This window comes from Streptococcus infantis (assembly GCF_047463275.1).
Lineage (GTDB): Bacteria > Bacillota > Bacilli > Lactobacillales > Streptococcaceae > Streptococcus > Streptococcus infantis_AF.
On record NZ_JASHEE010000002.1, the window covers coordinates 195,635 to 221,635 of the forward strand.

The following is a 26,001-nucleotide window of genomic DNA, read 5'->3' on the forward strand; positions in this document are numbered from 1 at the left end:
TCCAGCTATCATGAAAAACTGAATCTTTTGAGCAAACCATTCTAATATTTGAAAGAAAAATAGAAAAAATTAAAGACTATTTCACCTGATTTTCGAGATTATTTTTCAATATCCTACTAATATACTGACCATCTTTTCTACTGATACAAGCTGTTGCATAAGTCAATGGTGCTTTGTATACCACTCCTCTATAGGATGGATCAGTCAATACAGGCATAGAATAATAGGCATTCTTTTTATTTTTAAGGTCAATAAACCATTTACCTCCTAGGTGTTTGCGAAAGGTTTCGCCGATATAAACTGTCAGGTAGTCCAACATCTTGCGGTCTGCTATCAAAGCATGGTGGTCTTCGTAGTGAGCCAAGATCCAAGCCTCCAAATCATCCAAGGACTGCATACTATAGTCTAAATTTAGCCCTTCTTTCTCCGCAAACTCCCTTGTGAAATAGTCCATCTTAAATCCAATCTGAAAAATCCATTCCTGAAAATCTTCTTGTGTGTATGCCATGTTTTTATCTCCTTACTATTATCAAAGTTTAAGATTCTTAGATTGATTCTATTATAAAGTAAAACTGGCAATAAAGGAAATATAAATATAGTTTAAATTCCACTAAAAAAACTTAGAAGTAAAAATTCCACTTCCAAGTTTTTATATCAATTATTTAAAATCATCTACTCAAATAGTTGATAGTAATCTGAAATTTTCATTTTAGCTTTTTCATCCTTGTTCAAATCTTGGATGATTCGTCCTTCCTTCATGACAATGAGACGATTTCCATACTTGAGAGCATCTTCCATGTGGTGGGTAATCATCAATGCTGTTAGATGATCCTTGCTGACAAAGTCATCTGTCAATTCCATCAAGGCCACACTTGTTTTAGGGTCAAGGGCTGCCGTATGTTCATCCAACAAAAGGAGTTCAGGACGTTTCAAGGTTGCCATCAAGAGGCTCAAGGCCTGTCTTTGTCCACCTGACAAGAATTCAATCGGTGTATCCAAGTGTTTTTCTAGACCATTTCCGACCTTCTCAATAGTTGCTTGAAATTCTTCCTTATAAGCTGATAGTCTTCTTGGAAATAGTCCACGTTTTTCTCCACGAAACTTGGCAATCAAGAGATTTTCTGCAACCGTCATACGAGGGGCAGTTCCCATCTTAGGATCCTGAAAGACACGAGAAAGGTACTTGGCACGTTTTTCAGGGCTGAAATGAGTCACATCCTCTCCCATAATACGGATAGTCCCACTAGTCAAGGGCAAAGTTCCTGCAATGCTATTAAAGAGTGTTGATTTTCCTGCACCATTTCCACCCAAGATTGTAATGAAGTCGTGTTCATAAATATCGAGAGAAACATCGTTTAGGATAATTTTTTCCTCGTCAAATCCATTTTTCACAATTTTTGTGGCATTTCTTAATTCTACAATTGCTGTCATTTGCTTAACTTGACTCCTTTCAAGTATTTATCCTTGAGGGTTGGAATGACTAGACAAGTTGCTAGGATAAGAGCACTGTATAGACGGAGGTAGCTAGTATTAAAGCCAAGAGCAATGACTCCCCATACTAGGAATTGGTAACTAATAGAACCAACAACAATAGTAACCAGACGTTCTACTAATGTAAGACTCTTAAAGAGTACTTCTCCGATAATCAAGCTAGCAAGTCCAACTACTATAACCCCGATACCACGAGAAACATCTGCATAGCCTTCTTGTTGAGCGATAAGAGCGCCAGCAAGTGCAATCACACCATTTGACAAGACCAAGCCCATAAGTTCCATACGTCCCGTATTGATACCAAAACTACGGGCCATATCTGGATTATCTCCTGTTGCGATATAAGCTTGTCCCAATTTAGTATCTAGGAAGAAAAGCATAAGAAGGATAACCAAAGTCACAAAAATCAAACCTGTAAATAATTGATTAACCTCAGATGAGAAAGGAAGAACGTCCTGGATTTGTTTGGTTCCTAAGAGCCCAAGGTTTGCCCGTCCCATAATCATGAGCATGATAGAATGACAAGAAGTCATCACCAAAATACCAGACAAGAGTGTTGGAATCTTTCCTTTCGTGTAAAGAAGACCTGTCGCTAAACCTGCAAGACAGCCTGCCCCAACAGCTACTAAGGTAGCAAGAAAAGGATTGACACCTTGTGTAATTAGAGTTACTGCTACCGCTCCTCCAAGCGGGAAGGAACCCTCGGTTGTCATATCTGGAAAGTTGAGGATTCGAAAGGTCATAAAGATTCCCAAACCTAGAATAGCCCAGACAAATCCTTGTGAAATAATCGATACTATCATGTTACATTCATTTCCTTCTTTTAAAAATTGGAGGAGATGTCTCCAACTCCTCCTTCATTCTTATTCGATTACTTGACCAGCTTCTTTAAGAACTGATTCTGGAATCGTGATTCCAAGTTCTTGAGCTAGTTTTTTGTTGATAACTGATTTACCAGTTGAGAAGACATTGACTGGAGTATCAGCTGGTTTTTCACCCTTCAAGACTTTAGCGATCATCTTACCAGTAGCCACACCAAGATCGTGTTGATCCACAACCACTGATGCCAAACCGCCTGCTTCTACCATTGCAGTTGCACTTGGGTAGATTGGTTTTTTAGCTGTTTGGTTACTTGATACTACAGTTGAGAACGCAGATGCGATTGTGTTGTCAATTGGAACCCAGATTGCATCCACTTTACCAGTCATAACGTTTACTGTAGAAGCAATTTCGTTAGTTGATGGAACTGCAAAGGTTTCGACTTTCAAACCAGCTTTTTCAGCGTAAGCTTTGAACTCTTCAACTTGTGATTTAGAGTTATCTTCACTACTTGAGTAAAGAGCTCCAACTGTCTTGACATCAGGAGTCAATGTTTTAATCAATTCAACCTGTTGTTCAGCAGGGTTATGGTCAGATACCCCTGTAATGTTTCCACCTGGTTTTTCCAAGTTTTGTACAAGGTTAGCTCCAACTGGATCTGTAATAGCTGCCATGATAACAGGAAGGTCTTTTGTTGCACTTGCTAGACCCTGAGCTGCAGGTGTCGCAATTCCGACAACAACATCATTTCCATTTGACACCAATTGTTTACTCATTGTGGCAACCTTACTTTGGTCACCTTCTGAATTCATAAAGTCGATTTTAACTTGGTCGCCTTTATAGCCTTCTTCAGCAAGTCCATCTTGGATACCTTGGTAAATCAAGTCGAGTGATGGGTGACTGACGAACTGTAGAACACCAACCTTAGCTGTTTTGTTAGCTGTCTCGGTTTTAGTATCTTGTTTCGTTAAGTTAGAGTAGACCAAGCTTCCTCCAACTACAAGTGCTAGTGCTACAATAATACCAATTAAACGTTTATTCATATCTATTTCTCCTTATTTCCCTTAAACTTAGTAATGTTCTTTATACTTTCAATATAACTTTACCAAGCGTCGCCATCGTTTGATTTCCATCATTTTTTCCTCCCTATAGAAAAAGTCCTCACACAAAAAACTTGTGTGAGGACGTCGATGCGCGGTGCCACCTCAATTATAGGAATTATTCCTATCGCTCTTACTCGCTTCACGAGTTGCACTATAAGGTGTGCTCACCGAATTCTTATGATTTCAAATTCTTAATAACATCCAGCCCAATTTCATCATCTTCTTCTATCTGTTTCCACCAACCACAGACTCGCTAAAAAAATTCAATGATTACTTTCTGAATGCTTAAATTATATCATTTTACTAAAACTTGTCAAGGATTTTCATGAATTATTTTAAAAAATTATGAAAATTCCTACGGTTTTTGGAAAATATTGCTTGTATTAACCGGAATTACGTAATCCTGTAGCAATTCCGTTAATGGTCGTATGAATCAATCTTTCCTCATGTGAGGACAACTCTCCGCGACGTTGACGCTTAATCAACTCTAACTGAATATAGTTAAGAACATTGAAATAAGGCATGCGGTAATTTAGACTGTCTTTCAAATAAGTGTTTTCTGCCAAGAGTTCTTCATGACCTTCGATAGCCAAGATAACGTTCTTAGTCAATTGCCATTCATCCAAAATAGTATAGTAGATTGCTTGCACTTCTTCACTTTCACAAAGTTTAGCATATTCAAAAGCAATATTCATATTTGATTTTGATAGAACCATATCAACGTTAGATAGGAGTGACTGGAAGAAAGGCCAGTTCTGATACATGTCACGAAGGTATTCAATATTTTTTGGATCTTGATCAATAAATTCCTTGAAGCTTGACCCAACACCATACCAACCTGGGAACATGACACGACTTTGTGACCATGAGAATACCCAAGGAATGGCACGCAGACCACCAATTTCAGTGATTGTTTTACGTGCTGCTGGACGAGAACCAATATTAAAGCTTGAGATATTCTTGATTGGACTAGATTCAAAGAAATAATCGTAGAAATGATCATTTCCAAATACTAGTTCGCGGTAGATATCATAGCTACGACTGACTACTTGGTCCATGATGGCCTCATAGCGATTTGATGTATTAGTATCACTCTTCTTCTGTGTAATCATACGGTTGATAGCCGCTGATACCAACATTTCCAAGTTATAGTAGGCTGCATCCTTGTTTCCGTATTTATTTCCGATAACTTCACCTTGTTCAGTTAATCGAATACGGTCCTTGATTGATTTGAGTGGTTGAGAAGCAATGGCGTCATAAGTAGGGCCACCGCCACGACCAACAGTACCACCACGACCGTGGAAGAAGGTTACTTTGACTCCAAATTCATCACCGATAGCAGTTAATTGTTGCTGAGCTTTGTATAGAGTCCAACAAGATGATAGATAACCACCATCCTTGTTACTATCTGAGTAACCTAGCATGATTTCTTGATAATTATCTTTTGAAGCAATCCACTTCTTAGCAAGCGGTAAAGAGAAATACTTTCTCATTGTTTCTTCGGAATGATCCAAGTCCTCAATTGTTTCAAAGAGAGGCACGATTTGAACACGTGCTTTTTCAGCATCCACAAGACCGACTTCTTTCAGCATAATCGCCAATTCTAACATATCAGACACACTGGTTGCATGAGAAATAATCGTTTGACGAATGACGTCTTCTCCCAAACGATCTTTTAATTCACGAGCAGTTTGGAAAATGGCTAATTCTTTTTCAAGAAGTTCAGACTTTTCAGCATGAGTAGCTGACAAGATTCGAGGGTCTTCTAATAGTTCATGTAAAAGCAACTCGCACTTCTCATCTTCTGAAAGATCGCTATAGTGATCATTAATTCCAGCAGATGCTAACAATTCAGCAACACAGGCTTCATGAACACTTGAGTCTTGGCGCATATCGATAGATGCCAAGAAGAAACCAAAGACTTCAACAGCCTCCAAAAGCTCGGCAAACTCTCCAGTAAGCAAAGCCTCTGCCTTATTTTCAAGCAATGAATCTTTAATGATAGCTAAGTCTTGTTTAAATTCTTCAATTGTTTCGTAGTAAGGAGGACGATCTTCAGCCAATTCTTGAATTGCTCCTGAGAGACGATTACTAATATAGTCAGTAACTACTCCTTGTTGATGTCCTTGAGTTCCAAAGAGTCGTTCAATGTGATGGCGTTCATCTGCTGATGAGCCGACAAGAGCCCACTCTTTCAAATTTATAAGAGTTTGAATTAATTTTGATTGAATAAAGTGAAAAGCTCGACGATAAGGTTCTTTCTCGCGGAAAACAGAAGTATCTTGAGATTGAGCTGCCATTTCTTCAACAGCCTTACTTGTCTTAGATAAATTAGTAGAAAGAGAGAAGGTACGGTAGAGACTAGAAATCTTACTGATGTAGTAGTTTAAGATTACTTCACTTTGAATGGTAGCAGAACGCATGAGTGTCTCAGCAGTTACAAATGGATTGCCATCACGGTCTCCACCAATCCACATTCCCATGGTGATAGGTTTTGCTTGTTTTAGGTCAATTCCCTGCTCTTTTGCAAGACGCTTATACTCTAACATTAGATTTGGTACAGCTTGTAGGAAAGAACTATTGTAATATTCCATCACGTTTGTGATTTCATTCGTTACTTTTAGTTTCTTCTCACGAATCATATCCGTCTGCATGATAATCTCAATGTAGCGACGAAGATCATTGTGCCATTTTTCTTTGTTAATAAGTCCCATTCTCACATCACGGTATTTACGCAAGAGAGTATGGATATGATTAGTCAAGTCTAGCATACTCTTACGTTGAACCTGAGTTGGATGGGCTGTTAATACTGGCACCACGTTCAGATGTTCAAGAATTTCAGCCGCATTTTCTTTTTCAGCAACCATTTCAATGGTTGTTGACAATTTACCAAGATAATCTTGATCAATATTGTTTAGATGGTTAATCTCATAAGCTAAGTCTACGTCTTCGGAAATGTTAATCAAAAGTGGTAATATAGAGAAATATCTAGAGATGTAGACCATTTCATCATTTGAAAGGCTTCTCACTACCTTATCTAGTCCTTGATAGTCTAGATTTGATGATAGCTTCTTCAACTGCATAATCTTATCAAAAGTCTCAGCAGGAAGCATATTTTTCGTGATATCTTCAAGTAAATCTGTCAAGATTTGAACTTCTTCTTGGACTACAGTTTTGTTTCTGTTATTTTCTAGTTTTTGAAGAGACATATTTTTCTCCTTGTCACATTTTCTTAGAGCTGTGCTTTATATTCGCTGTAGAGTTTTGCACGTTTTTCACTAGCATCGATATTTAACACAAAGGCGATAGCTACTGATAGAACCAGGAGACTATTCCCCCCTTGTGAAAGGAATGGGAAGGTTACACCTGTTGAAGGGATCAATCCTGAAATCCCTCCGATATTAACGAATACCTGAATTAAAATCATTCCACCAATACCGATTGCTACCATAGAGTTGAACGGATCTTTTGCTCGTACTCCCACTAAAATAATACGAAGAATTAGGAAGAATAATAGAGCTAAAATAAGACTGGCACCGACAAAACCAAATTCTTCGATGACGATAGAAAACACAAAGTCCGTGTGTGCCTCAGGTAGATAGCCTCGTTTTTCGATAGAGTTTCCTAATCCTAGTCCAAACCATCCCCCATTTACCATAGCATAGTATGAATTCGCCAACTGGTGTCCTGCACCAGCGACATCATCAAATGGATTAAAGAAAGCACTGAATCGTTTAGCTACGTATCCAAATACTGGAATCTTAGAAAACTTATCAACACCAACAAGCTTAATGGTTGTTAGAGAAACAAAGGATAAACTGGTCAATACTCCAAGAATAGTTGCAAACCATCGGTGAGCTATCCCACTAATTGAGTACATCAACAATGCTACCAAAAAGAGAATTGTAGCATTTCCAAGGTCAGGGAAAATAGCCAAACTACCAATCATGACTAGAAGTACAAATCGCCAATCGTTAAACGCTCTAGGAAACCATTGGTTTTGAGTTAAAACTTGGAAATCATAAACGGCAATTTCTTCTTGTTGCTTTGAAAAACGTTGAGCCAAGTACCAAATGATGATAATTTTCAAGTATTCCGCAGGCTGAACAGTAATAGGTCCTACTTTGATCCAACCGTAAGCACCATTGATGGGAATCCCAATCAAACGAGCTAAAGCTAGTAACACTAACTCAGCAAACATAACGATAAACAACAAACGTTCGTTTCGAAGAAAACCAAGTTTCAGCTTATAGATTACTGCAATAAGCAACAAACTAACGATCCAAAACAAGCCCTGATTTCGAACTAATTGAAAGGCGCTCTTACCCTCCTGAATCAAGGATGCACTCGTTGTTGAATATACCACTATCAATCCCAGAACGGATAAGAGAATATAGGGCACTAAAATAGAGTAATTCAACAGGTGCCTTTTGCTAATTTTCATATTTCACCATCTACTAAATTTTTAATTTTCTATTCATTCTAGTTTTACATGCTATTATACCACTTTTTAGACTAGAAAAAAACTCTTATCCGTTAAAGCCTAGAATTTAAGCTTTTAGAATTCACAAACATTTATTTATATTTTGGGCTTTTAGCTAAGAAAACTTCAAAAAAACTCTACCTTTCAAGAGTAGAAAGATAGAGTTTTCATCTTTAGTTTGAAGATGTTGTTGTCGTTTCAGCTGCAGTTGTTGTCGTTTCAGTTGCTGCTGATGTAGTTGTCGTTTGAGTTGTTGTATCACTTTGAATGTACTGAGTAAAGATATTTTGGAAGACTGGGTCTTTAACCTTGATATTTGCTGCTTGCAATTCTTTACTAATAATACCTTGAACAAAAGTAGCATCATTTTGTTTTTGAGTCAGGATAACTGTCTTCAATTTTTCTTTATAATCTTCCCAGTTAGAAGATTTTTCTGTTTTCTTGGTCAATTTCACAATATAGAAACTGTTTGAATAAGCTTGTGTACCTGGAGCTGTGATCACATCTGAAATACCATTTACATCAAGAGCAAATGTAGCTTTTTTAACAACGTCTGGCAATTCTGTTGATGCAGAGTCAAAAGTGATTTCTCCACCATTTGCTTTTGTCTTTTCATCAGTTGAATTATCTTTAGCCAATTGTGCGAAGTCAGCTCCAGATTCTTTAGCTTTAGCAAGAACTTCTTTAGCCTTTTCTTCACTGTCAAGTTTAATAACTTGAGCAGTTACTTCTGGTGTGTACTCATCGTAAGCTTTTTTGTAGTTCTCATCTGTCAATTCTGCTTCAGCAGCTTTCTTAACAGCGTATTCAACTAACTTACTTGTACGAATCTGAGCTTTACGGCTTTCTGCTGTCATACCAGCGCGAGAAAGAACGATTTGATAGCTATCACCGTATCTCTTTTGCTCTTCTGCTACCGCATCTTCTACTTCTTTGTCACTTACTTCAGAACCATATTGTTTTTCAAAAACTTTTTGAATTGTCATGTTAAGTAAGACTTGTTGAGCAGTTGGATTGTTTTTCACTTCTTCATAAAATTGGTGCTCAGTGATGACATCACCCTTCATACTGATGAGGTCAGATCCTTGAGAGCTATTTGAACAAGCAGCCAAAGTAGCTACTGATAACAAAGTGATGGCACCAGCCAATAATTTTTTCTTCATGTTTACTCCTTTTTATACACTAGATAAATGTTTACCTTATCTATTTTACTAAATTGTCTTAAAAATATCTGAAATTAATCAACATCAGGCAGTTCTATTTCTGCTTGATTCTTTCTTAGCATCAATATTCCATCTCCAAGAGGAACTAGACTAGCTGTTAATCCCGGATTGTTTAGAGTTGCGTCAAATAGTCTTTGCAAACCACGATAAATGGTTCTTTGGCCTCGACGAACTTCCATGATATCCTTGGCCACATCACCACCCTGAAAAATATCATCCAAGACAACTACTCCACCAACCTCAAGGTGTTTTAGGATTTCTGGCAAAAATACGATGTATTTGGATTTTGCAGAATCCATAAAAACAAAATCATAGGTCTCTGTCAATGTTGATAAAACGTCTACCGCATCGCCTTCCAAAAGAGTGATTTGTTGGCGATTATCAAACTTGGCGAAATTTTCCTTGGCAAAACCAATCATTTCAGGATTCCGATCAATGGTTATTATTTTTGCATTTGGAGCATGATTTGCCATTAAAAGAGCTGAAAATCCAATTGCCGTTCCAATTTCTAAAATATTTTTTGGTTGAATTGTTTCCATTAGGAAACGGAAATAAGCGACTGTTTCATGAGGAATGATAGGAATATTCTCCTTGCGAGCAAAGTTTTCTAGTTCTTTTAAAGAACCAGTCACCTGCTCTTGTCTGTGGCGCATAAATTCCACAATCTCATCCTTAACGACAGGACGTCGCATGTTGTGGTTGGCATTTTTACTGTATGACTCAACCATCTTATGCCAATCCTAATTTTTCAACAAGGGCTTCAAACTCATCCAAACGACGTTCAAAGACTGCAAAGGCATCGTTGAGATAGTCTTCTTTTTCCATGTCAACGCCAGCTTTACGCATGATATTGAGTGGATAGTCTGACTTCCCTGCCTTGAGGTATTCAATATAACGGTCACGGTCTTCTTGACTACCGTGGACAATCTTTTCAGCCAAGGCTGAAGCTGCTGCAAATCCTGTTGAATACTGATACACATAGTAGTTGTAGTAGAAATGAGGAATGCGTGCCCATTCGTATTGAATTTGAGGATTGTCTTCCTTGTTAAGTCCATAGTACTCTTGGTTCAAGTCAGCATAGAGATTGTTTAAGAATTCGCTTGTCAAGACTTCACCATTTTGGTCAGCTTGGTGGATAGCGTGTTCAAATTCAGCAAACTGAGTTTGACGGAAGACTGTACCACGGAAGCCATCTAAGAAGTTATTGAGAATAGCGAAGCGTGTTGCGTCATCTTGAACTTCTTCCAATAATTTTTCAGTTAAGATATTTTCATTGGTTGTTGAAGCAATTTCTGCCAAGAAGATTGAGTAATCTCCGTATACATAAGGTTGAGTTTCACGCGTGTAGCTTGAATGCATACTATGACCTGTCTCATGTACAAGAGTAAAGAGATTGTCTAGGTTATCTTGCCAGTTAAGAAGCATGAAGGCATTAGTATCGTAGGAACCACCTGAATATGCACCTGAACGTTTGCCTTGGTTTTCATACACATCAATCCAACGTTCGCTAAAGGCGCGTTTAACACGACTCAAGTAATCCTCACCAAGAACAGCCAAAGCTTCCTCTGCCTTCTTCAAGGCTTCCTCATAAGTAAAGCTGTATTCTACTGAAGACAGTGGTGTATAGACATCGTACATTTTAAGGTCTGGAATACCCAAGATTTTTGAACGAAGTGCAAGATAACGATGCAATAATGGCAAATGCTTACGAACAGCAGATACTAAGTTGTCATAGACACTTTCTGGAACAAAGTTCGCTGCAAGAGCTGCTTCACGCGCACTCTTGTAGTTCCGAACTTTTGCACGGTAGTTTTGTACTTTTACATTGGTCTGCAAGGTTTTAGCGTAAGTGTGCTGGTATTGCTCATAGGTAGAGTATAGTGCTTCATATGCACCACGACGAACTTCACGGTTCTTAGATTCTACTAAGCGCATATAGACACCATGTGACAACTGCACTTCATTTCCATCTTCATCTTTAACGAATGGAAAGACGATATCCGCATTGTCTAAGATAGCGAAAGTTTCACTAGCAGCACCAAAGATTTCACCAGCACCTGCTAACAACTCTTCTTCACGTTGTGAAAGGACATGTTCCTTGTTTTGCAAGAGTTTATCAAAGAAGTGTTTATAAGGCTGGAGTTTTGGTTCTTCTGCTAAAAAGTTTTGATACTGCTCTTCAGTAATTGCCATAAATTCTGGCTCATAGAAAGAGAATACCTGGTCGAGTTGACTATAAAGAGTCATTGCTTTTGCATAGTATTCTTGATATTTAGCAACTCGTGTATCCTGGTCGTTTTTCATATGAGCGTAGACATAGAGTTTTTCAAGGCGACGGCTCAAATCCAAATAACGCTCTGTAATATTTAATAGGCTCTCTGCGCTATCCAAAAGATGTCCCTCAAGGCTAGCTGCTTCTTTTGTATCCTCGGTTAATAGGGCTAATTCTTCTTCCCATTTTTGGTCTGTTTCAAAGATCGTTGATAGATCCCAAGTATCTTTTTCATTTATTTCATTTCGTTGTAATACCATAAATTTCCTCCATCCTTTCTATTTTACCATATTTTTCGAGAAATACTGCTGATAAAAGGCAGGTGGATAGAGCTTTTGTTGCTGATTTTGTAGATTCAGTTCATAATAAGCCTGAAAGTTGCGGTAATAATCATATATATTTTGACTTATCTGACAAAAATGACCATGTTCTATCGGCCTTACTTGGGGATACCAATCCTGTTTTTTTAGATTCAAAAGATTTTCTCCTCTTAAGTAAGCTTGGGCTTGTTGTTTCATCCAATAAGGATTTTGATAGTAGAGCTGTTTTTGAATGTAATAACAAATATCTCTGTCTTGCTCAACTGAAAAAGTACTAAGAGTTTGTTGCTGATAAGGACTACGTAAAATTTCTAGAAGATTTCCTTTGCCATAAGAAAATTCCTTGACCTGATAATGGAGTTTTCCTTTCAAATCTTGGTGAAGGAGGTACTTGAGCCTCAAAACTTGTTTTTTATGGTCTAACTCCCAAAGATAAAATCCCATATTATGACTAAAATAAAGAAAATCTCTTTGAAGTTTAGTTAGTCGCTCTTTTAGCCAGAGCTTTTCTCCCAATAGCCAAAGAACTTGAATTCCCAAACTTCGATAACCATTGCTTCTCTCCCGTAAAAGTTCGCAAGAAATGGAACTACACTGAACTTCCAGTGCTAATTGCTTATTGATGAGGATATCTGCGATTTGCTTAAGTTCAGGAATCGGATACTCCATTTCTACTTCAGCATCTTTCTTAGCCCAATTAAAAAGTGCCACCTTATTCTCCGAATGTTCTGGTCCTTCGTTCTCATGATAAAAATCACAACTTTTTAAACTTTCATGCGCAAAATGAGTTCTTACATTTTTTCCTTTTTTCAAGCGAACACTCGTTCCGCAAGCTGGACAATAATAAGCTTGTTTCTTTACTTCATTCTCTAACGCGTTGATTAAATGACCTTTTTTATCTCTAGCTAAAAACATAAACTCTCCTTTTCTAATTCATTCGAAAAGAAAAAGCAGAAAAAGGCTGACCAACTCAACCTTTTTCACATTAAATTCTAAGCTATTTCAGATGTCTTCGAATATATTTCCGTAACATGGGAATAAGATTCTGTATTTGATCCTGTTTTATCACCATTACACCATATTCCTGACAACGATGACTATAAACAGGATTGATTTTTCCAGAGCAAACAATCATTTTCAAACAATTATCACCTGCAAAATGATTGGCATAAACTTCAAGTTCGTTAATAGCTTCAACTGCTAGATCAGTCATTTTACAAGAAATGAAAACTACAGAGTGACCTTTACGAAGAATAACATCAATCTCATTTTGAACATTGTCAGCCTCAGGAAAAATCCCATTCCAGTCAATTTCAGTACCAATCATACATTCATCAAAATACTCCGACTCGAGGGCTAGTAAATAGATATACAATTCTAAAATATGCCCTTTTGTTCGACATAACAGATGTGCTTCTGGTGTTGGGAATGTATAAGTGACAGTATCTGTTGTTTCCTCTTCTACTTTCAATAAATTAGCTTTTGTGAACAAAGGAATCAAGCTACTGGGGTAAGAATAAATTTTTCCATTACTCTCCAAAACTTTTGCTGTTTCAGCGTGAAAATCATTTGTTTTTGCCAGAGCAAAGAATTGGGTAATCTGATACCATTTTTCAGGATTTTCGATAGCATATTTGGCCAAATTTTTAATAGCTAGCACTTGCTTATTTGGATGCTGAGGCCTTCTTGATTTAAGGACTTTTCCACCACGTAAAGCTATCAATTGTTCAATGGATAAACTAGGAATCTCTAACTGTTTATCATAAATCTTATCCCTTTCCCAGGCATACTGCTTTCCTTGTTCAACATCCATAGCAATAATGGGAATACCTTTCTCCAAACCATACTGATATAGAACTATTGCTAATAGATTATCTCCACCAAAAACATCGATGGTCACTGTCTCAAAATCATTGATAAACACGTCTAATTCCTGGCAGATTTTTTTTAGGTGAAATTGTCGAAAATGTACTTGTTTTAAGTGTGGAACTTCTTCCATTAGAAAATGCTTCAAGGATAGCTTTTCTTCCTCAGCAATTTTTCTTGTAGAAAGGTATAAAATCTCATCACAATCACTGACAAAAGCCTGGTAGACATTCTTCTCAATGGTATGACGGTCGTATAGTTCAATTAAAAGACTAGTCATCTTAAGACCTCCTAGACAAAAAAGTCTGAAAGAATAGTGGGCGATCAGAATCGTTTTAAAACTATCACAATTCTGTTTAATTTCATCGACTTCTCCTACTTCTAGTATAGCATAAATTGAGATTTTCCTTTCTTATTAGGGTAACAAATAAGGAATAGAAAACGACTGCTCTCTATCCCTTTTATTCATTTATTTTACTTTTTTAGCCAACATTGTTGCAAAACGTAGTTGGATACGATTTCCGTTTTCATCACGACGGTGGAGATGGCCAGGATTTTCATTGTACTTCACTAATTCCCAGTCCTTGTAGTAATTTGCCAACTCCCCTTCTTTAAAAGTGAATGGGAAGTTGACTGAGCAAGGATAATCCTCTGTATCCATAGCACACACAATCAAATTGTAACCTCCAATTGAGGTTTGTTCCTGCATGTTTTGAATAATAGCTGGAATGCGATCTGCTTGTAAAAACATGAGAACAACAGTCGATACGATAAAATCGTAAGTTTGTCCAATGCTAGCTGAATTGATATCGTAGAGACCGACAGGCATTTCTAAATCTTCTTGCTCCACAATGCTTTGCAAGATTTCAAGAGACAGCTCATTTTGATCTACAGCTGTGACATCAAAGCCATGTTGAGCGAGAAAGAGTGCATTTCTTCCTTGACCACATCCTAGGTCTAGTGCCTTACATGGTTTTACTGTATCCATAGCTTCTAAAACTTCCGAATGAACTGGATTGCTATTGTATTTCTTAGGGAAATAATCCTCTGCTTTACAATAAAATTCCAAGTACCATTCCACATCGTCTGTTGCGGCTTCTACTCTGTGCCAGGCTTGAGGTTGCGCCATAGGATTATCAGCACCTGCTTCAAAAAAGTGCTCGGCTAAAACTTCCCCGTCTTCAGTCAACTCAATAAACTTAAGAGTTCCTTTTAATACGGTAATCTTGCCCCAGGTTCCGACCTTAGTATTGTGTTTTCTTTGAACAGCTTCTGGCATGGTGTCTTTATTCCAGACAGGCATGCGTTTGTAGGCAACTAGTTTTTCCATATTCTTCACTCTTTCTATCGATGGTTAACAGCTTTCATAACACGCGCAATATCACGATCTTGCTCTCGGCGTTTGATAGACTCACGTTTATCGTAATCGTGTTTCCCTTTTGCTAATCCTAAAAGAAGCTTGGCATAGCCATCCTTGATATAAACTTTAAGAGGAACCAAGGTCATACCTGTTCCTTTGGTTTCTTGCTCTAATTTCTGGATTTGTTTCTTATGGAGCAGGAGTTTACGACGACGTTCGGGTTCCTGGTTCCAGATATTGCCCTCTTCATAAGGAGCGATATGGACATTACTCAGCCAAACTTCCCCATTCTTAACCTGGGCAAACCCATCTTTCAGATTGATGCGGGCTGCTCGAACACTTTTGATTTCAGTTCCTGTCAGGACCATTCCTGCTTCTAGCGTATCTACGATTGTATAGTCGTGGTGCGCCTTTTTATTTTGCGCGACGACCTTTCCCTCGCCCTTTGCCATGCTTGGCTCCTTTCTTTGCTACTTCTTTGTAAAAAGGTTTCTTGCTCTTTTTCTTCTTGTCTTTTGGAGAATGCTTGCGCTTATCACCTAAGCGACCAGATTTTCTCTTGTCTTCTTTCTTATCGGAACGACGCCCTCTATCCTTACGACCAGTGCCTTTCAAACCTTTTTCAATGACATCAAATTCACTTGGAATAAAGGAGAAATCGATCTCACCAGTCATCTTATCGGCTCTTTCGACACGAATACGGATCTGTTGTCCCACTCGGAAAGTAATACCTGATTTCTCCCCACGGAGGGTTAAATCGCGTTCATTAAAATGGTAAAATTCAGGTAGATTGGTAATGTGAATCAATCCCTCAACTGTATTTGGTAATTCAACAAAAAGACCAAATTTAACAATACTTGAAACAACTGCATCATACTCTTCACCAACATACTCTTCCATGTACTCAGCTTTTTTCATAGCTTCGACTTCACGCTCTGCCTCGATAGCACGGCGCTCACGGTTGGAAGACTGGGTAGCAATCTCTGGAATGACCTGTTCAAAATGATCTGCTACATCCTTAGAACGTCCATAGTCACGAATCATCCGGTGAACAAGAAGGTCAGGGTAACGACGAATTGGGCTGGTAAAGTGAGTGTAGTAGTCTGCAGCTAATCCATAGTGACCGTGATTATGTTCAGAATATCTAGCCTGCTGCATCGAACGCAGAAGCATCATTGACAATACATCTGCATAAGGTTCACCTTCAACAGCATTCATGATATCTTGGAGGGATTCCTGGCTAATCTCACTGGCAGTCCCATAGATACGCAATCCAAAACTTGAAGCATAATCAATAAATTTCTGGACTTTTTCAGCTTTAGGCTCCTCGTGAATACGATAGATAAAAGGTAGGTCCAGCTTACTGAAGTGTTCGGCAACTGTTTCGTTAGCAATCAACATAAAGGACTCAATCATACGTTCAGCAACACCACGATGACGAAGAACAATATCAACTGGCTTGCCTTTTTTATCTACCAAAATCTTAGCTTCATTGGTATCAAAATTAAGTGCTCCACGCTTAATCCGCATACTTTCCAAAGTTTCATGGAGCTTGGCCATAAGTTCGATACTAGGAACAATTTTCTTATACTCTTGTCTCTTCTCCTCGTCACCTGCTAGGATGTCATTGACATCACTATAAGTCATACGGAAACTTGTCTTGATAACAGTCTGCGTAATCGTATAATTACGAACACGACCATATTTATCAATCTCCATAATAGCAGACTGAGTCAAGCGGTCTACTTGAGGATTAAGAGAACAAATACCATTTGAAAGTCGTTCTGGCAGCATTGGTACAACTCGGTCTGTTACATAGACAGAAGTCGCACGATTAAGCGCTTCCTTATCAAGAGCAGAACCTTCCTTTACATAATAAGAAACATCTGCGATGTGAACTCCTAGTTCAAAATTACCATTCTTCAATGACTTGATGTGAACAGCATCATCTAAGTCCTTTGCATCCGCACCATCTATAGTAAATGTAATTTCATCCCTAAGATCTAAACGACCTTCCATATCTTTCTTTGATGGAGCATCAGGGACGCTTTCTGCTTCCTGCAGAACAGCTTCTGGAAACTCAGATACAATATCCATTGATTCCAAGACCTCAAGAACGTCAATCCCCGCATCTGTGGAATGTCCAACCACATCTAGGACACTAGCGACAAAGAAATCGTGTTTCTTACTTGGGTACTTATCTATAAAGACCTTGAGAACTTCTGTACCGTCTAACTGAATAGCTGGCTTCTTAACGTAGATTGGTTGACTAATTTTTTGATTTTTTGAACGGATGTAACCTGCATACTTGGGTTTTTCCTCATCTAAAACGATTTGACCAACTACTGTTGTCAAACTGTGTTCCAAAATATCGATAATCTTAGCTTCAGCTGCAGTTCCTTTTTGACGATCCGCAACCTTCTTAATCACAATTTCAACAGTATCGCCATCAATGGCATAGTTAACATCATTTTTTCCTACAAAAAGATCGTCTTCTTCTCCCTCTAAGCTAACGAAACCGAAGCCATTTTTATGGGCATGAAAAGTTCCTTTAAGAGTAATCTCGTGCTTCTTCTTTTGATCCAAGGTGAGACTACCATCTTCTTCAAAGCGAATTTGATGCTTTCTCTCCATCAGGGACAAGGTTTTAATGAGCTCTCGAAAGTCCTTGGACCCATCCTTACCAAGAGCTTGGGCCAAGTCATTTACAGTGACTCGTCCCTTTTCTTTTAAATATTCTTTTATTCTATCTTTCATGTTTTCTTTCTAGATTGTTAAAAATTTTTTGGTGTAAAACCTTCTCAAACATCATTTAATACTCAATAAAAATCAAAGTGCAAACTAGAAAGCTAGACGCAGGTTGCTCAAAACACCGTTTTGAGGTTGCAGATGGAAGCTGACGTGGTTTGAAGAGATTTTTGAAGAGCATAAAAATAAAAATAGGCAAAGACCTAGTCTCGCCCATTATTTTCTTATCTACTTGATAATACCGTCAATGCTAAGGCAATGGCTAGCCAGAAAAAGACTAAGATTCCTGTCAAACGTTGCATTACGGCTTCAAAACCACGCGCTTTACTACGTTCAAACAAATCACCTGAGCTGGCATCAAATACATTGCTAGATTGATTTTTAGTTGGTTGCATAAAAATTGCAATCACAATCACAACAGATAATACTAATAAAATAGTTAATAATAGGTTATACATATCAAACTCCTTAAAATCCTTATCATTTTATCATAATTTCTACTTAGATTCAAGATGTAAAGTTACTTTTCTTTCCTTTGGGCAATATTTTAGAACTTCAATCTTTTCTGGGTGGGTTTTGGAGTTCTTGCTGGTTAGATAATTCATGCTGCCACAAGAGGAGCATTTTAGATTAATTTTTACACGCACTAGATTTTTTGTATTTGATACTATTTCAATCTAAGATGATTTGAACAAACAATACCAAAATTCTCCTTCCTAACAATGTTAATTTATAGACACATTTCTTCAAGCAACTGAACTACTTGAGCTATCAGCTGGTTCTGATTTCCATTATTATCTAGACTATGACTAGCTAGACTAATTTTTCTTTCTAAAGGCCATTGAGAGTTTAAACGAGATTCAGCTGCTTCTTTTGAAATTTGGTCCCGTTTCATTAATCGCTCCAATTGAACATCACGATTTACATAGACTAGCCAAGTTTCGTCAAACCATGAAGCATAGTTCTGCTCAAAAAGCAGGGGAATATCCATGAAAAAGAGAGCTTCTGTCTGAGCAAACTGATTTCGTAATGCAGCTAACTCCTCACGAATAATCTCGCCTTGGGTTCTCTTAGACCATTCTTGCTCTTCAGGATTTGAAAAAATAAGGCTAGCAAGTAAGGGGCGATTCAGTTCACCATTTTCAAGAAGGACCTTCTCCCCAAAATGCTCCACTAAAATCTGAAATAATCGTCCCCCAGGTTTTTGTAGTTGGTGGACGACTGCATCCGCATCTACAACTTGAAACCCTTTTTGTCTTAAAAATTCTGTGACAGTGGACTTACCTGACGCAATACCACCAGTAATTCCGATTATTTTTCCCATCACTTCCTCCTTTGACACTTAGGACAAAAGTGAGTTCCACGACCACCTAGTTGAATTTTTTCAATGATGGTTTCACAACGCGAACAAGCTTGACCTGCCTTGTCGTAAACTCGATGGAATTCCTGCATGGTGCCATCTTCTCCAAATGCATTGGTATAGGTGCGAATTGTTGAACCACCCTTTTCAACCGCCTGACCTAAAACATTGATCGTTTCATCATGGACTTTTCTAGCCTCTTGTGCTGTTAAACTTTGAGAAATCCTAGCTGGATGAACTTTCGCCCTCCAAAGTACTTCGTCCACATAGATATTACCTAATCCTGCAACCAAAGTCTGGTCGAGAAGATGCGATTTGATGGGTTTTTTAGATTTTTTCAAGGCTAGTTTAAAACTTCCTAAATCAAAATCCTTCTCAGTCGGTTCCGGACCAAGTTTTTTTGAAATAAAGTAAGAATCCAAGAGTTCGGGTGCTAACAGTTCCAAGGTACCAAATTTACGAACATCCTCGTACACCAAAGTACCACCATTCTCAAAATGAATCAACACATGGGCGTGTTTACGTTCTGGCACTTGGTCTGGGTAATAAAAATACTTGCCTTCCATTCTCAAATGAGAGATTAAAACTTTGTCGGATAAATAGAAAAGCAGATACTTGCCACGACGTCCCATTGATTGAATGACTTGACCAGGCATTTCCTTTTGAAATTCATGCAAATCAGTTTTAATCATCTTTGGGTAACGAATGTCAATGTTTGAAATCTTCTTCCCCAGAATTAATTTTTCCAGACCACGTCGGACAGTCTCAACTTCTGGTAATTCAGGCATAGCTCCTCCTTCTGTAAAAACAAGAAGCAGGCTTCTGCCCACCTCTTCTTAATATTCTTTTTCGTTGTAACCAAAATCGGCAAGATCTAATTTCTTATCGCGCCAATTTTTCTTGACCTTGACCCATGTTTCTAGGAAGACCTTGTCTCCTAGCATGAGTTCGATATCTTTACGAGCCATGGTTCCAATCTTCTTGAGCATAGCGCCACCTTTACCGATGATAATCCCTTTTTGGCTGTCACGCTCAACCATAATGGTTGCTCGGATATGAACCTTGTCAGTCTCTTCATCTCGTTTCATAGAATCAACCACTACTGCAACTGAGTGTGGAATTTCCTCACGCGTTAAGTGTAACACTTTTTCACGAATCATCTCTGATACTAGGAAACGTTCTGGGTGATCGGTGATTTGATCTGACGGGAAATATTGGAAACCTTCTTCTAAGTTTTCGCTCAAAATATCGATCAAACGCGAAACATTATTTCCTTGTAGGGCTGAAATCGGTACAATTTCCTTAAAGTCCATCTGATTACGGAAATCATCGATTTGAGCCAAAAGTTGGTCTGGGTGCACCTTGTCAATCTTGTTGACCACTAGAATCACAGGAACCTTAGCTGCTTTAAGACGTTCGATGATCATATCGTCACCCTTCCCACGTGGTTCATCTGCTGGCACCATAAAGAGAACTGTATCGACTTCTCGAAGTGTACTGTAGGCAGACTCAACCATGAAATCTCCAAGGGCTGTCTTTGGTTTGTGAATCCCTGGGGTATCGATAAAGACGATTTGTTCCTTATCAGTAGTGTAGATTCCCATAATCTTGTTGCGCGTCGTCTGCGCCTTATCACTCATGATGGCAATCTTTTGCCCCATGACATGATTCAAAAAAGTTGACTTCCCGACGTTGGGACGTCCTAAAATAGCTACAAAGCCTGATTTAAATGTCATAGTTACCTCTATAATGTTTAAAATAGCAAATCCCAAATCCTAGGGATGAAAATGATAAGTCCAGTCACTGCAGCAAATAAAGAGACTACAAGAACTGCACCTGCAGCCATGTCTTTAGCCTTCTTTGCAAGCATATCGAAGTGATAATGGCTAGCCAAATCCACTACATTTTCAATAGCAGAATTCAAAATCTCAAAAGCAATTACTAAAAAAATGCTTAATAGGAGAAAGAGCCATTCAATTCTGGAAACTTGAAAAACAATGCCTGCAAGTAGAACTAAGAGAGAAGTCACTGCATGCTTTCTCATATTACGCTCTTCTTTTATGGCAGTAAAAATACCTGTCAGGGCAAAATCTAAACTTGAGAGCAAGTCGCGATTCTTCCATTTTCGTTTATTGTCTTGTGAGTCCATAGGCTGTTAAAATTTCTTCTTGTAAACCGAACATCTCCGCTTCTTCTTCCGGAGTGTAGTGATCATAACCGTTTATGTGTAAAAAACCGTGCACAGCTAAAAAGCCCATTTCACGTTCGAAACTATGACCGTACTCTTCAGCTTGCTCATGCGCTTTATCAATTGAAATGAATAACTCGCCGATATAAGAATCAAATTCTGACATCATTTCTGCTAAGTCAGGATCTTCTGCCAAATCCTCTTCGTCAAAGGTAATCTCTAATTCAGGTTTGTATTCAAGGCTAATAACATCTGTTGGACGGTCAGTAGCACGAAACTCTAAATTAAGTTCATGACTGCGTTCATTGGTCACAAAAGTGACTGCCATCTCCTTTTCTTCTTTTCCAATCTTTTTAGCAGCAAATTCCAAAATTTCTTGTGTTTGCTTTAAAATTTCTTTAGAAACCTGACCAGTTTCATCTACCATTTCAATATACATGTGCTTCTCGATTCTCTTTACTTGGCTTTATTATACCATATTTCTATGATTTTATTCTACCTTTTTGATATAATACTATGGAATACATTCATAAGGAGAGAACCATGTCATTTGATGGATTTTTTTTACACCACATGGTTGAAGAATTGCGAGCTGAACTACTAAACGGTCGCATTCAAAAAATTAATCAACCCTTTGATCAAGAATTGGTCTTACAAATCCGTAGCAATCGCCAAAGTCATCGTCTGCTCCTTTCTGCTCATCCTGTTTTTGGACGCATCCAGTTGACAGAAACGACCTTTGAAAACCCTGCTCAACCTTCTACCTTTATCATGGTTTTAAGGAAATATTTACAGGGTGCTGTTATCGAGTCTATCGAGCAGATTGAAAACGATCGAATCGTTGAAATCACTGTTTCTAACAAAAATGAAATTGGAGATCATATCCAGGCGACTCTTATCATTGAGATCATGGGAAAACATAGTAATATTCTCTTGGTAGACAAAACTGAGCAAAAAATCCTCGAAGTGGTCAAACATATTGGTTTTTCTCAAAATAGCTATCGGACCTTATTACCGGGAGCTACTTACATTGCTCCTCCAAGCTCAGATGCCTTTAATCCTTTTACCATTAAGGATGAAAAACTTTTTGAAATTCTCCAAACTCAAGAATTAACTACAAAGAATCTTCAACATCTTTTTCAAGGATTGGGAAGTGATACGGCTATGGAATTGGAGAAAATACTCCTTGATGATAAACTAAATACCTTCCGTAACTTTTTCTCTCAAGAAACAAACCCTTACCTTACGGAAATATCATTTAGCTCTGTACCTTTCTCGAATCGTGTAGGTGAATCTTTCAATAGCCTTTCAGAGCTCTTGGATAGCTACTATAAGGACAAGGCTGAACGCGACCGTGTTAAACAACAGGCTAGCGAACTCATTCGCCGAGTTGAAAATGAATTGCAAAAGAATCGTCAAAAACTGAAGAAGCAAGAAAAAGAATTGCTTGCTACTGAAAACGCTGAGGAATTCCGACAAAAAGGTGAATTACTAACGACTTTTCTTCATCAAGTTCCAAATGACCAAGACCAAGTAGTCTTAGACAATTATTACACCAATCAGCCTATCACGATTTCTCTCGATAAGGCTTTAACACCAAATCAAAATGCTCAAAAATATTTCAAACGTTATCAGAAGTTAAAAGAGGCTGTTAAATATCTGACTGATCTAATTGAAGAAACCAAGGCTACTATTCTCTATCTGGAAAGCGTCGAAACAGTCCTCAATCAGGCTGGGCTAGATGAAATTGCTGAAATTCGTGAAGAATTAATTCAAACTGGTTTTATTAGAAGACGCCAACGCGAAAAAATTCAAAAGCGTAAAAAGCCAGAGAAATATCTGGCTAGCGATGGGAAAACCATTATTCTCGTTGGACGAAACAATCTTCAAAACGAGGAATTAACCTTTAAGATTGCACGCAAAGAGGAACTTTGGTTCCATGCTAAGGATATCCCAGGAAGTCACGTGGTCATCTCAGGAAACCTAAATCCTTCTGACGAAGTCAAGACGGATGCTGCAGAACTCGCAGCCTACTATTCGAAAGGACGTCTTTCTAATCTCGTTCAAGTGGATATGATTAAGGTTAAAAAACTCAATAAACCGACTGGTGGAAAACCTGGTTTTGTTACCTATACCGGTCAAAAAACTCTTCGTGTTACACCTGATTCCGAGAAAATTGAATCCATGAAGTTGTAATATCAGTCTTATTTTAAAAATATTATTACTTCACTTTTACACAAAAATAGGAGGGGAGCTCAATGCTACGGCATATTAAATCAACTATAACTATTATATTCGGAGCTGCTATCTTCGCCTTCGGACTTACTTATTTTGTTGTTCCACATCACTTGTTCGAAGGTGGAGCAACAGGGATAACCTTGATTACCTATTACCTCTTTAATATCCCTATTTCGCTGATGAATATCTTGATTAATATCCCTCTCTTCCTACTAGCTTGGAAAATATTTGGACTAAGATCACTATATTCCAGTCTACTTGGAACCATTGCCGTTTCCGTCTGGTTAGCTATCTTTGAGAAGATTCCTCTTCAGTTTAACCTTGAAGGAGATCTCGTTGTGGTTGCTTTAGTAGCTGGTGTCCTCCTAGGTGTTGGGCTTGGTGTTATTTTCAATGCGGGTGGAACAACTGGTGGAACCGATATTGTCGCTCGTATCCTTAATAAATACACCAATATCTCTGTTGGAAAATTGCTTTTTGGACTTGATTTTCTGATTCTAATGTTGATTTTAATCATCTTCCAAGACCTACGTCTTGTAACCTATACTCTCTTATTTGACTTCATCGTTTCAAGAGTTATTGACTTAATCGGTGAGGGTGGATATGCTGGAAAAGGATTTATGATTATCACTCAAAAACCGATGGAATTAGCCGATAAAATTAACGAAGAACTCGGTCGTGGGGTTACCTTTATCTCAGGACAAGGCTACTATAGCCAAAAGGACTTAAAGATTATTTACTGTATTGTCGCAAGAAATGAAATTGTCAAGATGAAAGAAATGATTCATACAGTTGATCCGATGGCCTTTATCACTATCACGGAAGCTCACGAAATCCTTGGAGAAGGGTTTACTTTCCCAGCAAGAGACGAGGTTTCTTAACCTTAAAATAAAAAAGTAACTTCAATAGTTGAAGTTACTTTTTTTGTCATATCATCAATTATTTTTCTGCTGTAAGTGCAGCCATTGTGATGTAGTTGTATGGTTTATTGAAGTGTGGCAAGAAGAATAGGTCTGTCAATGCTAATTTGTCAATTGTGACGTGTTCTTGAATTGCAAGTGAGAACATGTGAATTCCCATGCTAATTGCTGAATCACGAGATACCATTTGAGCACCAAGGATTTCACGGCTGTCTTTATCAAAGACAATCTTGATGGCTACTTCATAGTTGTCATGTTTCATAAATTCTGGTTTTTGAAGGTCGTTAAATCCAGTTTCAGTTGCATTGTAACCTGCAGCTTTTGCTTTTTCAAGTGTCAAACCAGTTGAAACCATGTGAAGGCCATAGATTGAGATACCATTTGATCCTTGAACACCGATTCCTTCAAGCTCATGTCCACAAGCGTTGTAAGCACCAACGATACCAGTACGAACAGCGTTTGAAGCAAGAGCAATGTAGCTAGTGTCTTTACGAGCGTTGTCATAAACAGTCGCACAGTCACCAACAGCATATACACCTGGGATAGAAGTTTCTTGTTTTTTGTTTACAAGGAAAGCACCGTTGCGGAAGAGTTCGATCTTACCATCAGCAAGTGCAGTGTTTGGACGGAAACCAACTGCAAGAACAACCATATCCACATCAAATGTTTCTTTGTCAGTGATCAAGCGTTCAACTTTTCCTTCACCTTCGATAGCTTTAACAGTTTGACCAAGTGCCAAACGGATGTTGTGGTCTTCCAAGTTTTTAGCCATCATTTGTGTGAAGTCTTTGTCATAGTATCCGTTCAATACAGTATCAACGATATCAACAAGTACAACTTCTTTTCCAAGACGTTCGAAAGCTTCAGCAAGCTCAACACCGATGTAACCACCACCTACAACAGCGATATGCTCAAGGTGTTTGCTCTTGTCAGCAAGTTTGTTGATAACTTCTTCCGCGTTTTGGTACAATTTAACGAATTGTACGTTTTCAAGAGTTGCTTTGAACTCACGGTTACCTTTAACGATTTCAACGCCTTCGATTGGAGGCAAGATTGGAGTTGAACCAGTAGCAAAAATCAATTTTTCATATGATTCTTTGTGCTCTTTACCGTCAACTTCTGCAGTAACAACTTTATTATCATAGTCAATTGAAAGAACTGGTGAGTTCATATAAACTTTCGCACCTTTTGCTTCCAATTTTTCTTTATCAGAGTAGAACAATCCTTCAGCGCCGTCGATTTGTTCACCAATCCAAAGAGCCATTCCACATCCAAGGAATGAAATGTTTGAGTTTTGGTCAAATACAACGATTTCGTTTTCGTTTCCAAAGTTGTCCAACATAGTGTTGATACATGCAGTTCCAGCGTGGTTAGCACCCACGACTACGATTTTACTCATAAGATAAATCCTACCTTTATTTTTTTATTTACCTCTCAAGTATACCATTATCTGTGAACGTTTTCAAGACTTTTGACCCGTATGGTGTCATTTAAGAAAGTTTTTGAAAGATATATCAATTTTTTTCAAAGAGTCCTCATTGATTTGGAGGTGTTTTTAATTTTTTAAGCATATTTCTTGACTTTTTGTAAAAAATGATTTGTGAAAACGC

At 38.2% G+C, this 26,001-nt stretch carries 24 protein-coding genes and 1 other annotated feature; of the genes, 2 read left to right on the forward strand and 22 right to left on the reverse strand.

What is annotated here, in order from left to right:
• Nucleotides 1-76: 76 nt before the first annotated feature.
• The 21 genes from QM923_RS03705 to ybeY form a co-directional block, all read right to left on the reverse strand.
• The gene (locus tag QM923_RS03705) at nt 77-508 is read right to left on the reverse strand and encodes a hypothetical protein (protein ID WP_414290919.1); all 432 of its coding nucleotides are present in this window, start codon (nt 506-508) and stop codon (nt 77-79) included.
• Nucleotides 509-672: 164 nt separating this feature from the next.
• Complete coding sequence (locus tag QM923_RS03710) at nt 673-1,431, reverse strand: ABC transporter ATP-binding protein (protein WP_195184164.1); 759 nt, start codon at nt 1,429-1,431, stop codon at nt 673-675.
• Complete coding sequence (locus tag QM923_RS03715) at nt 1,428-2,294, reverse strand: ABC transporter permease (RefSeq protein ID WP_414287214.1); 867 nt, start codon at nt 2,292-2,294, stop codon at nt 1,428-1,430. Before QM923_RS03715 ends, QM923_RS03710 begins: the two co-directional genes overlap by 4 nt.
• A gap of 60 nt (nt 2,295-2,354) precedes the next feature.
• Nucleotides 2,355-3,353 carry a tryptophan ABC transporter substrate-binding protein gene (gene trpX, locus QM923_RS03720; protein ID WP_414290920.1) on the reverse strand — a complete coding sequence of 333 codons (999 nt, stop codon included), beginning with the start codon at nt 3,351-3,353 and terminating at the stop codon, nt 2,355-2,357.
• 134 nt (nt 3,354-3,487) lie between these two features.
• Nucleotides 3,488-3,702 (reverse strand) — a binding site (T-box leader).
• Between the two features lie 94 nt (nt 3,703-3,796).
• Nucleotides 3,797-6,622, reverse strand: a complete 2,826-nt coding sequence (gene ppc, locus QM923_RS03725) for a phosphoenolpyruvate carboxylase (protein WP_414290921.1) — start codon at nt 6,620-6,622, stop codon at nt 3,797-3,799.
• A gap of 23 nt (nt 6,623-6,645) precedes the next feature.
• Nucleotides 6,646-7,857: a cell division peptidoglycan polymerase FtsW gene (gene ftsW / locus QM923_RS03730; RefSeq protein ID WP_414290922.1), complete on the reverse strand. Its 1,212-nt coding sequence runs from the start codon at nt 7,855-7,857 to the stop codon at nt 6,646-6,648.
• A gap of 212 nt (nt 7,858-8,069) precedes the next feature.
• Nucleotides 8,070-9,059, reverse strand: coding sequence for a peptidylprolyl isomerase PrsA (gene prsA, locus QM923_RS03735; RefSeq protein WP_414290923.1), 990 nt, complete (start codon nt 9,057-9,059; stop codon nt 8,070-8,072).
• 74 nt (nt 9,060-9,133) lie between these two features.
• Nucleotides 9,134-9,847, reverse strand: coding sequence for an O-methyltransferase (locus QM923_RS03740; RefSeq protein WP_414290924.1), 714 nt, complete (start codon nt 9,845-9,847; stop codon nt 9,134-9,136).
• Between the two features lies 1 nt (nt 9,848).
• Nucleotides 9,849-11,651, reverse strand: coding sequence for an oligoendopeptidase F (pepF, locus tag QM923_RS03745; RefSeq protein WP_414290925.1), 1,803 nt, complete (start codon nt 11,649-11,651; stop codon nt 9,849-9,851).
• Nucleotides 11,652-11,669: 18 nt separating this feature from the next.
• Nucleotides 11,670-12,626 carry a competence protein CoiA gene (locus tag QM923_RS03750; RefSeq protein WP_414290926.1) on the reverse strand — a complete coding sequence of 319 codons (957 nt, stop codon included), beginning with the start codon at nt 12,624-12,626 and terminating at the stop codon, nt 11,670-11,672.
• Between the two features lie 82 nt (nt 12,627-12,708).
• Nucleotides 12,709-13,857 (reverse strand): PDDEXK family nuclease, encoded by a 1,149-nt coding sequence (locus QM923_RS03755; RefSeq protein WP_414290927.1) that lies wholly within the window; start codon nt 13,855-13,857, stop codon nt 12,709-12,711.
• Nucleotides 13,858-14,046: 189 nt separating this feature from the next.
• Entirely contained in the window at nt 14,047-14,907 is an 861-nt protein-coding gene (tehB, locus tag QM923_RS03760; protein WP_414290928.1) for an SAM-dependent methyltransferase TehB, read from the reverse strand.
• Between the two features lie 14 nt (nt 14,908-14,921).
• Nucleotides 14,922-15,389: an SsrA-binding protein SmpB gene (gene smpB, locus QM923_RS03765; RefSeq protein WP_001051741.1), complete on the reverse strand. Its 468-nt coding sequence runs from the start codon at nt 15,387-15,389 to the stop codon at nt 14,922-14,924.
• Entirely contained in the window at nt 15,352-17,694 is a 2,343-nt protein-coding gene (gene rnr / locus QM923_RS03770) for a ribonuclease R (protein WP_414290929.1), read from the reverse strand. Before rnr ends, smpB begins: the two co-directional genes overlap by 38 nt.
• Nucleotides 17,695-17,909: 215 nt before the next feature.
• Entirely contained in the window at nt 17,910-18,143 is a 234-nt protein-coding gene (secG, locus tag QM923_RS03775) for a preprotein translocase subunit SecG (RefSeq protein ID WP_000282517.1), read from the reverse strand.
• Between the two features lie 39 nt (nt 18,144-18,182).
• Nucleotides 18,183-18,332: a 50S ribosomal protein L33 gene (gene rpmG / locus QM923_RS03780; protein WP_042898781.1), complete on the reverse strand. Its 150-nt coding sequence runs from the start codon at nt 18,330-18,332 to the stop codon at nt 18,183-18,185.
• Between the two features lie 83 nt (nt 18,333-18,415).
• Nucleotides 18,416-19,009 (reverse strand): dephospho-CoA kinase, encoded by a 594-nt coding sequence (gene coaE / locus QM923_RS03785; protein ID WP_414290930.1) that lies wholly within the window; start codon nt 19,007-19,009, stop codon nt 18,416-18,418.
• Nucleotides 19,009-19,833 (reverse strand): DNA-formamidopyrimidine glycosylase, encoded by an 825-nt coding sequence (mutM, locus tag QM923_RS03790; protein WP_414290931.1) that lies wholly within the window; start codon nt 19,831-19,833, stop codon nt 19,009-19,011. The genes coaE and mutM overlap by 1 nt, the downstream gene beginning before the upstream one ends.
• A gap of 48 nt (nt 19,834-19,881) precedes the next feature.
• Nucleotides 19,882-20,781, reverse strand: a complete 900-nt coding sequence (gene era / locus QM923_RS03795) for a GTPase Era (RefSeq protein ID WP_004252648.1) — start codon at nt 20,779-20,781, stop codon at nt 19,882-19,884.
• Nucleotides 20,782-20,798: 17 nt separating this feature from the next.
• Nucleotides 20,799-21,194: a diacylglycerol kinase family protein gene (locus QM923_RS03800; protein WP_004252647.1), complete on the reverse strand. Its 396-nt coding sequence runs from the start codon at nt 21,192-21,194 to the stop codon at nt 20,799-20,801.
• Nucleotides 21,175-21,672: an rRNA maturation RNase YbeY gene (gene ybeY / locus QM923_RS03805; RefSeq protein WP_414290932.1), complete on the reverse strand. Its 498-nt coding sequence runs from the start codon at nt 21,670-21,672 to the stop codon at nt 21,175-21,177. The genes QM923_RS03800 and ybeY overlap by 20 nt, the downstream gene beginning before the upstream one ends.
• 104 nt (nt 21,673-21,776) lie before the next feature.
• Here ybeY and QM923_RS03810 point away from each other — a divergent pair, with 104 nt between their 5' ends.
• Together QM923_RS03810 and QM923_RS03815 are read left to right on the forward strand one after the other, a co-directional pair.
• On the forward strand, nt 21,777-23,429 hold the full coding sequence (locus QM923_RS03810) for an Rqc2 family fibronectin-binding protein (protein WP_414290933.1): 1,653 nt from the start codon (nt 21,777-21,779) through the stop codon (nt 23,427-23,429).
• 62 nt (nt 23,430-23,491) lie between these two features.
• Nucleotides 23,492-24,352 carry a YitT family protein gene (locus QM923_RS03815; protein WP_004252643.1) on the forward strand — a complete coding sequence of 287 codons (861 nt, stop codon included), beginning with the start codon at nt 23,492-23,494 and terminating at the stop codon, nt 24,350-24,352.
• 58 nt (nt 24,353-24,410) lie between these two features.
• On the opposite strand, the gene nox is transcribed toward QM923_RS03815, so the two are convergent.
• The gene (gene nox, locus QM923_RS03820; protein WP_414290934.1) at nt 24,411-25,790 is read right to left on the reverse strand and encodes a H2O-forming NADH oxidase; all 1,380 of its coding nucleotides are present in this window, start codon (nt 25,788-25,790) and stop codon (nt 24,411-24,413) included.
• Nucleotides 25,791-26,001: the final 211 nt, after the last annotated feature.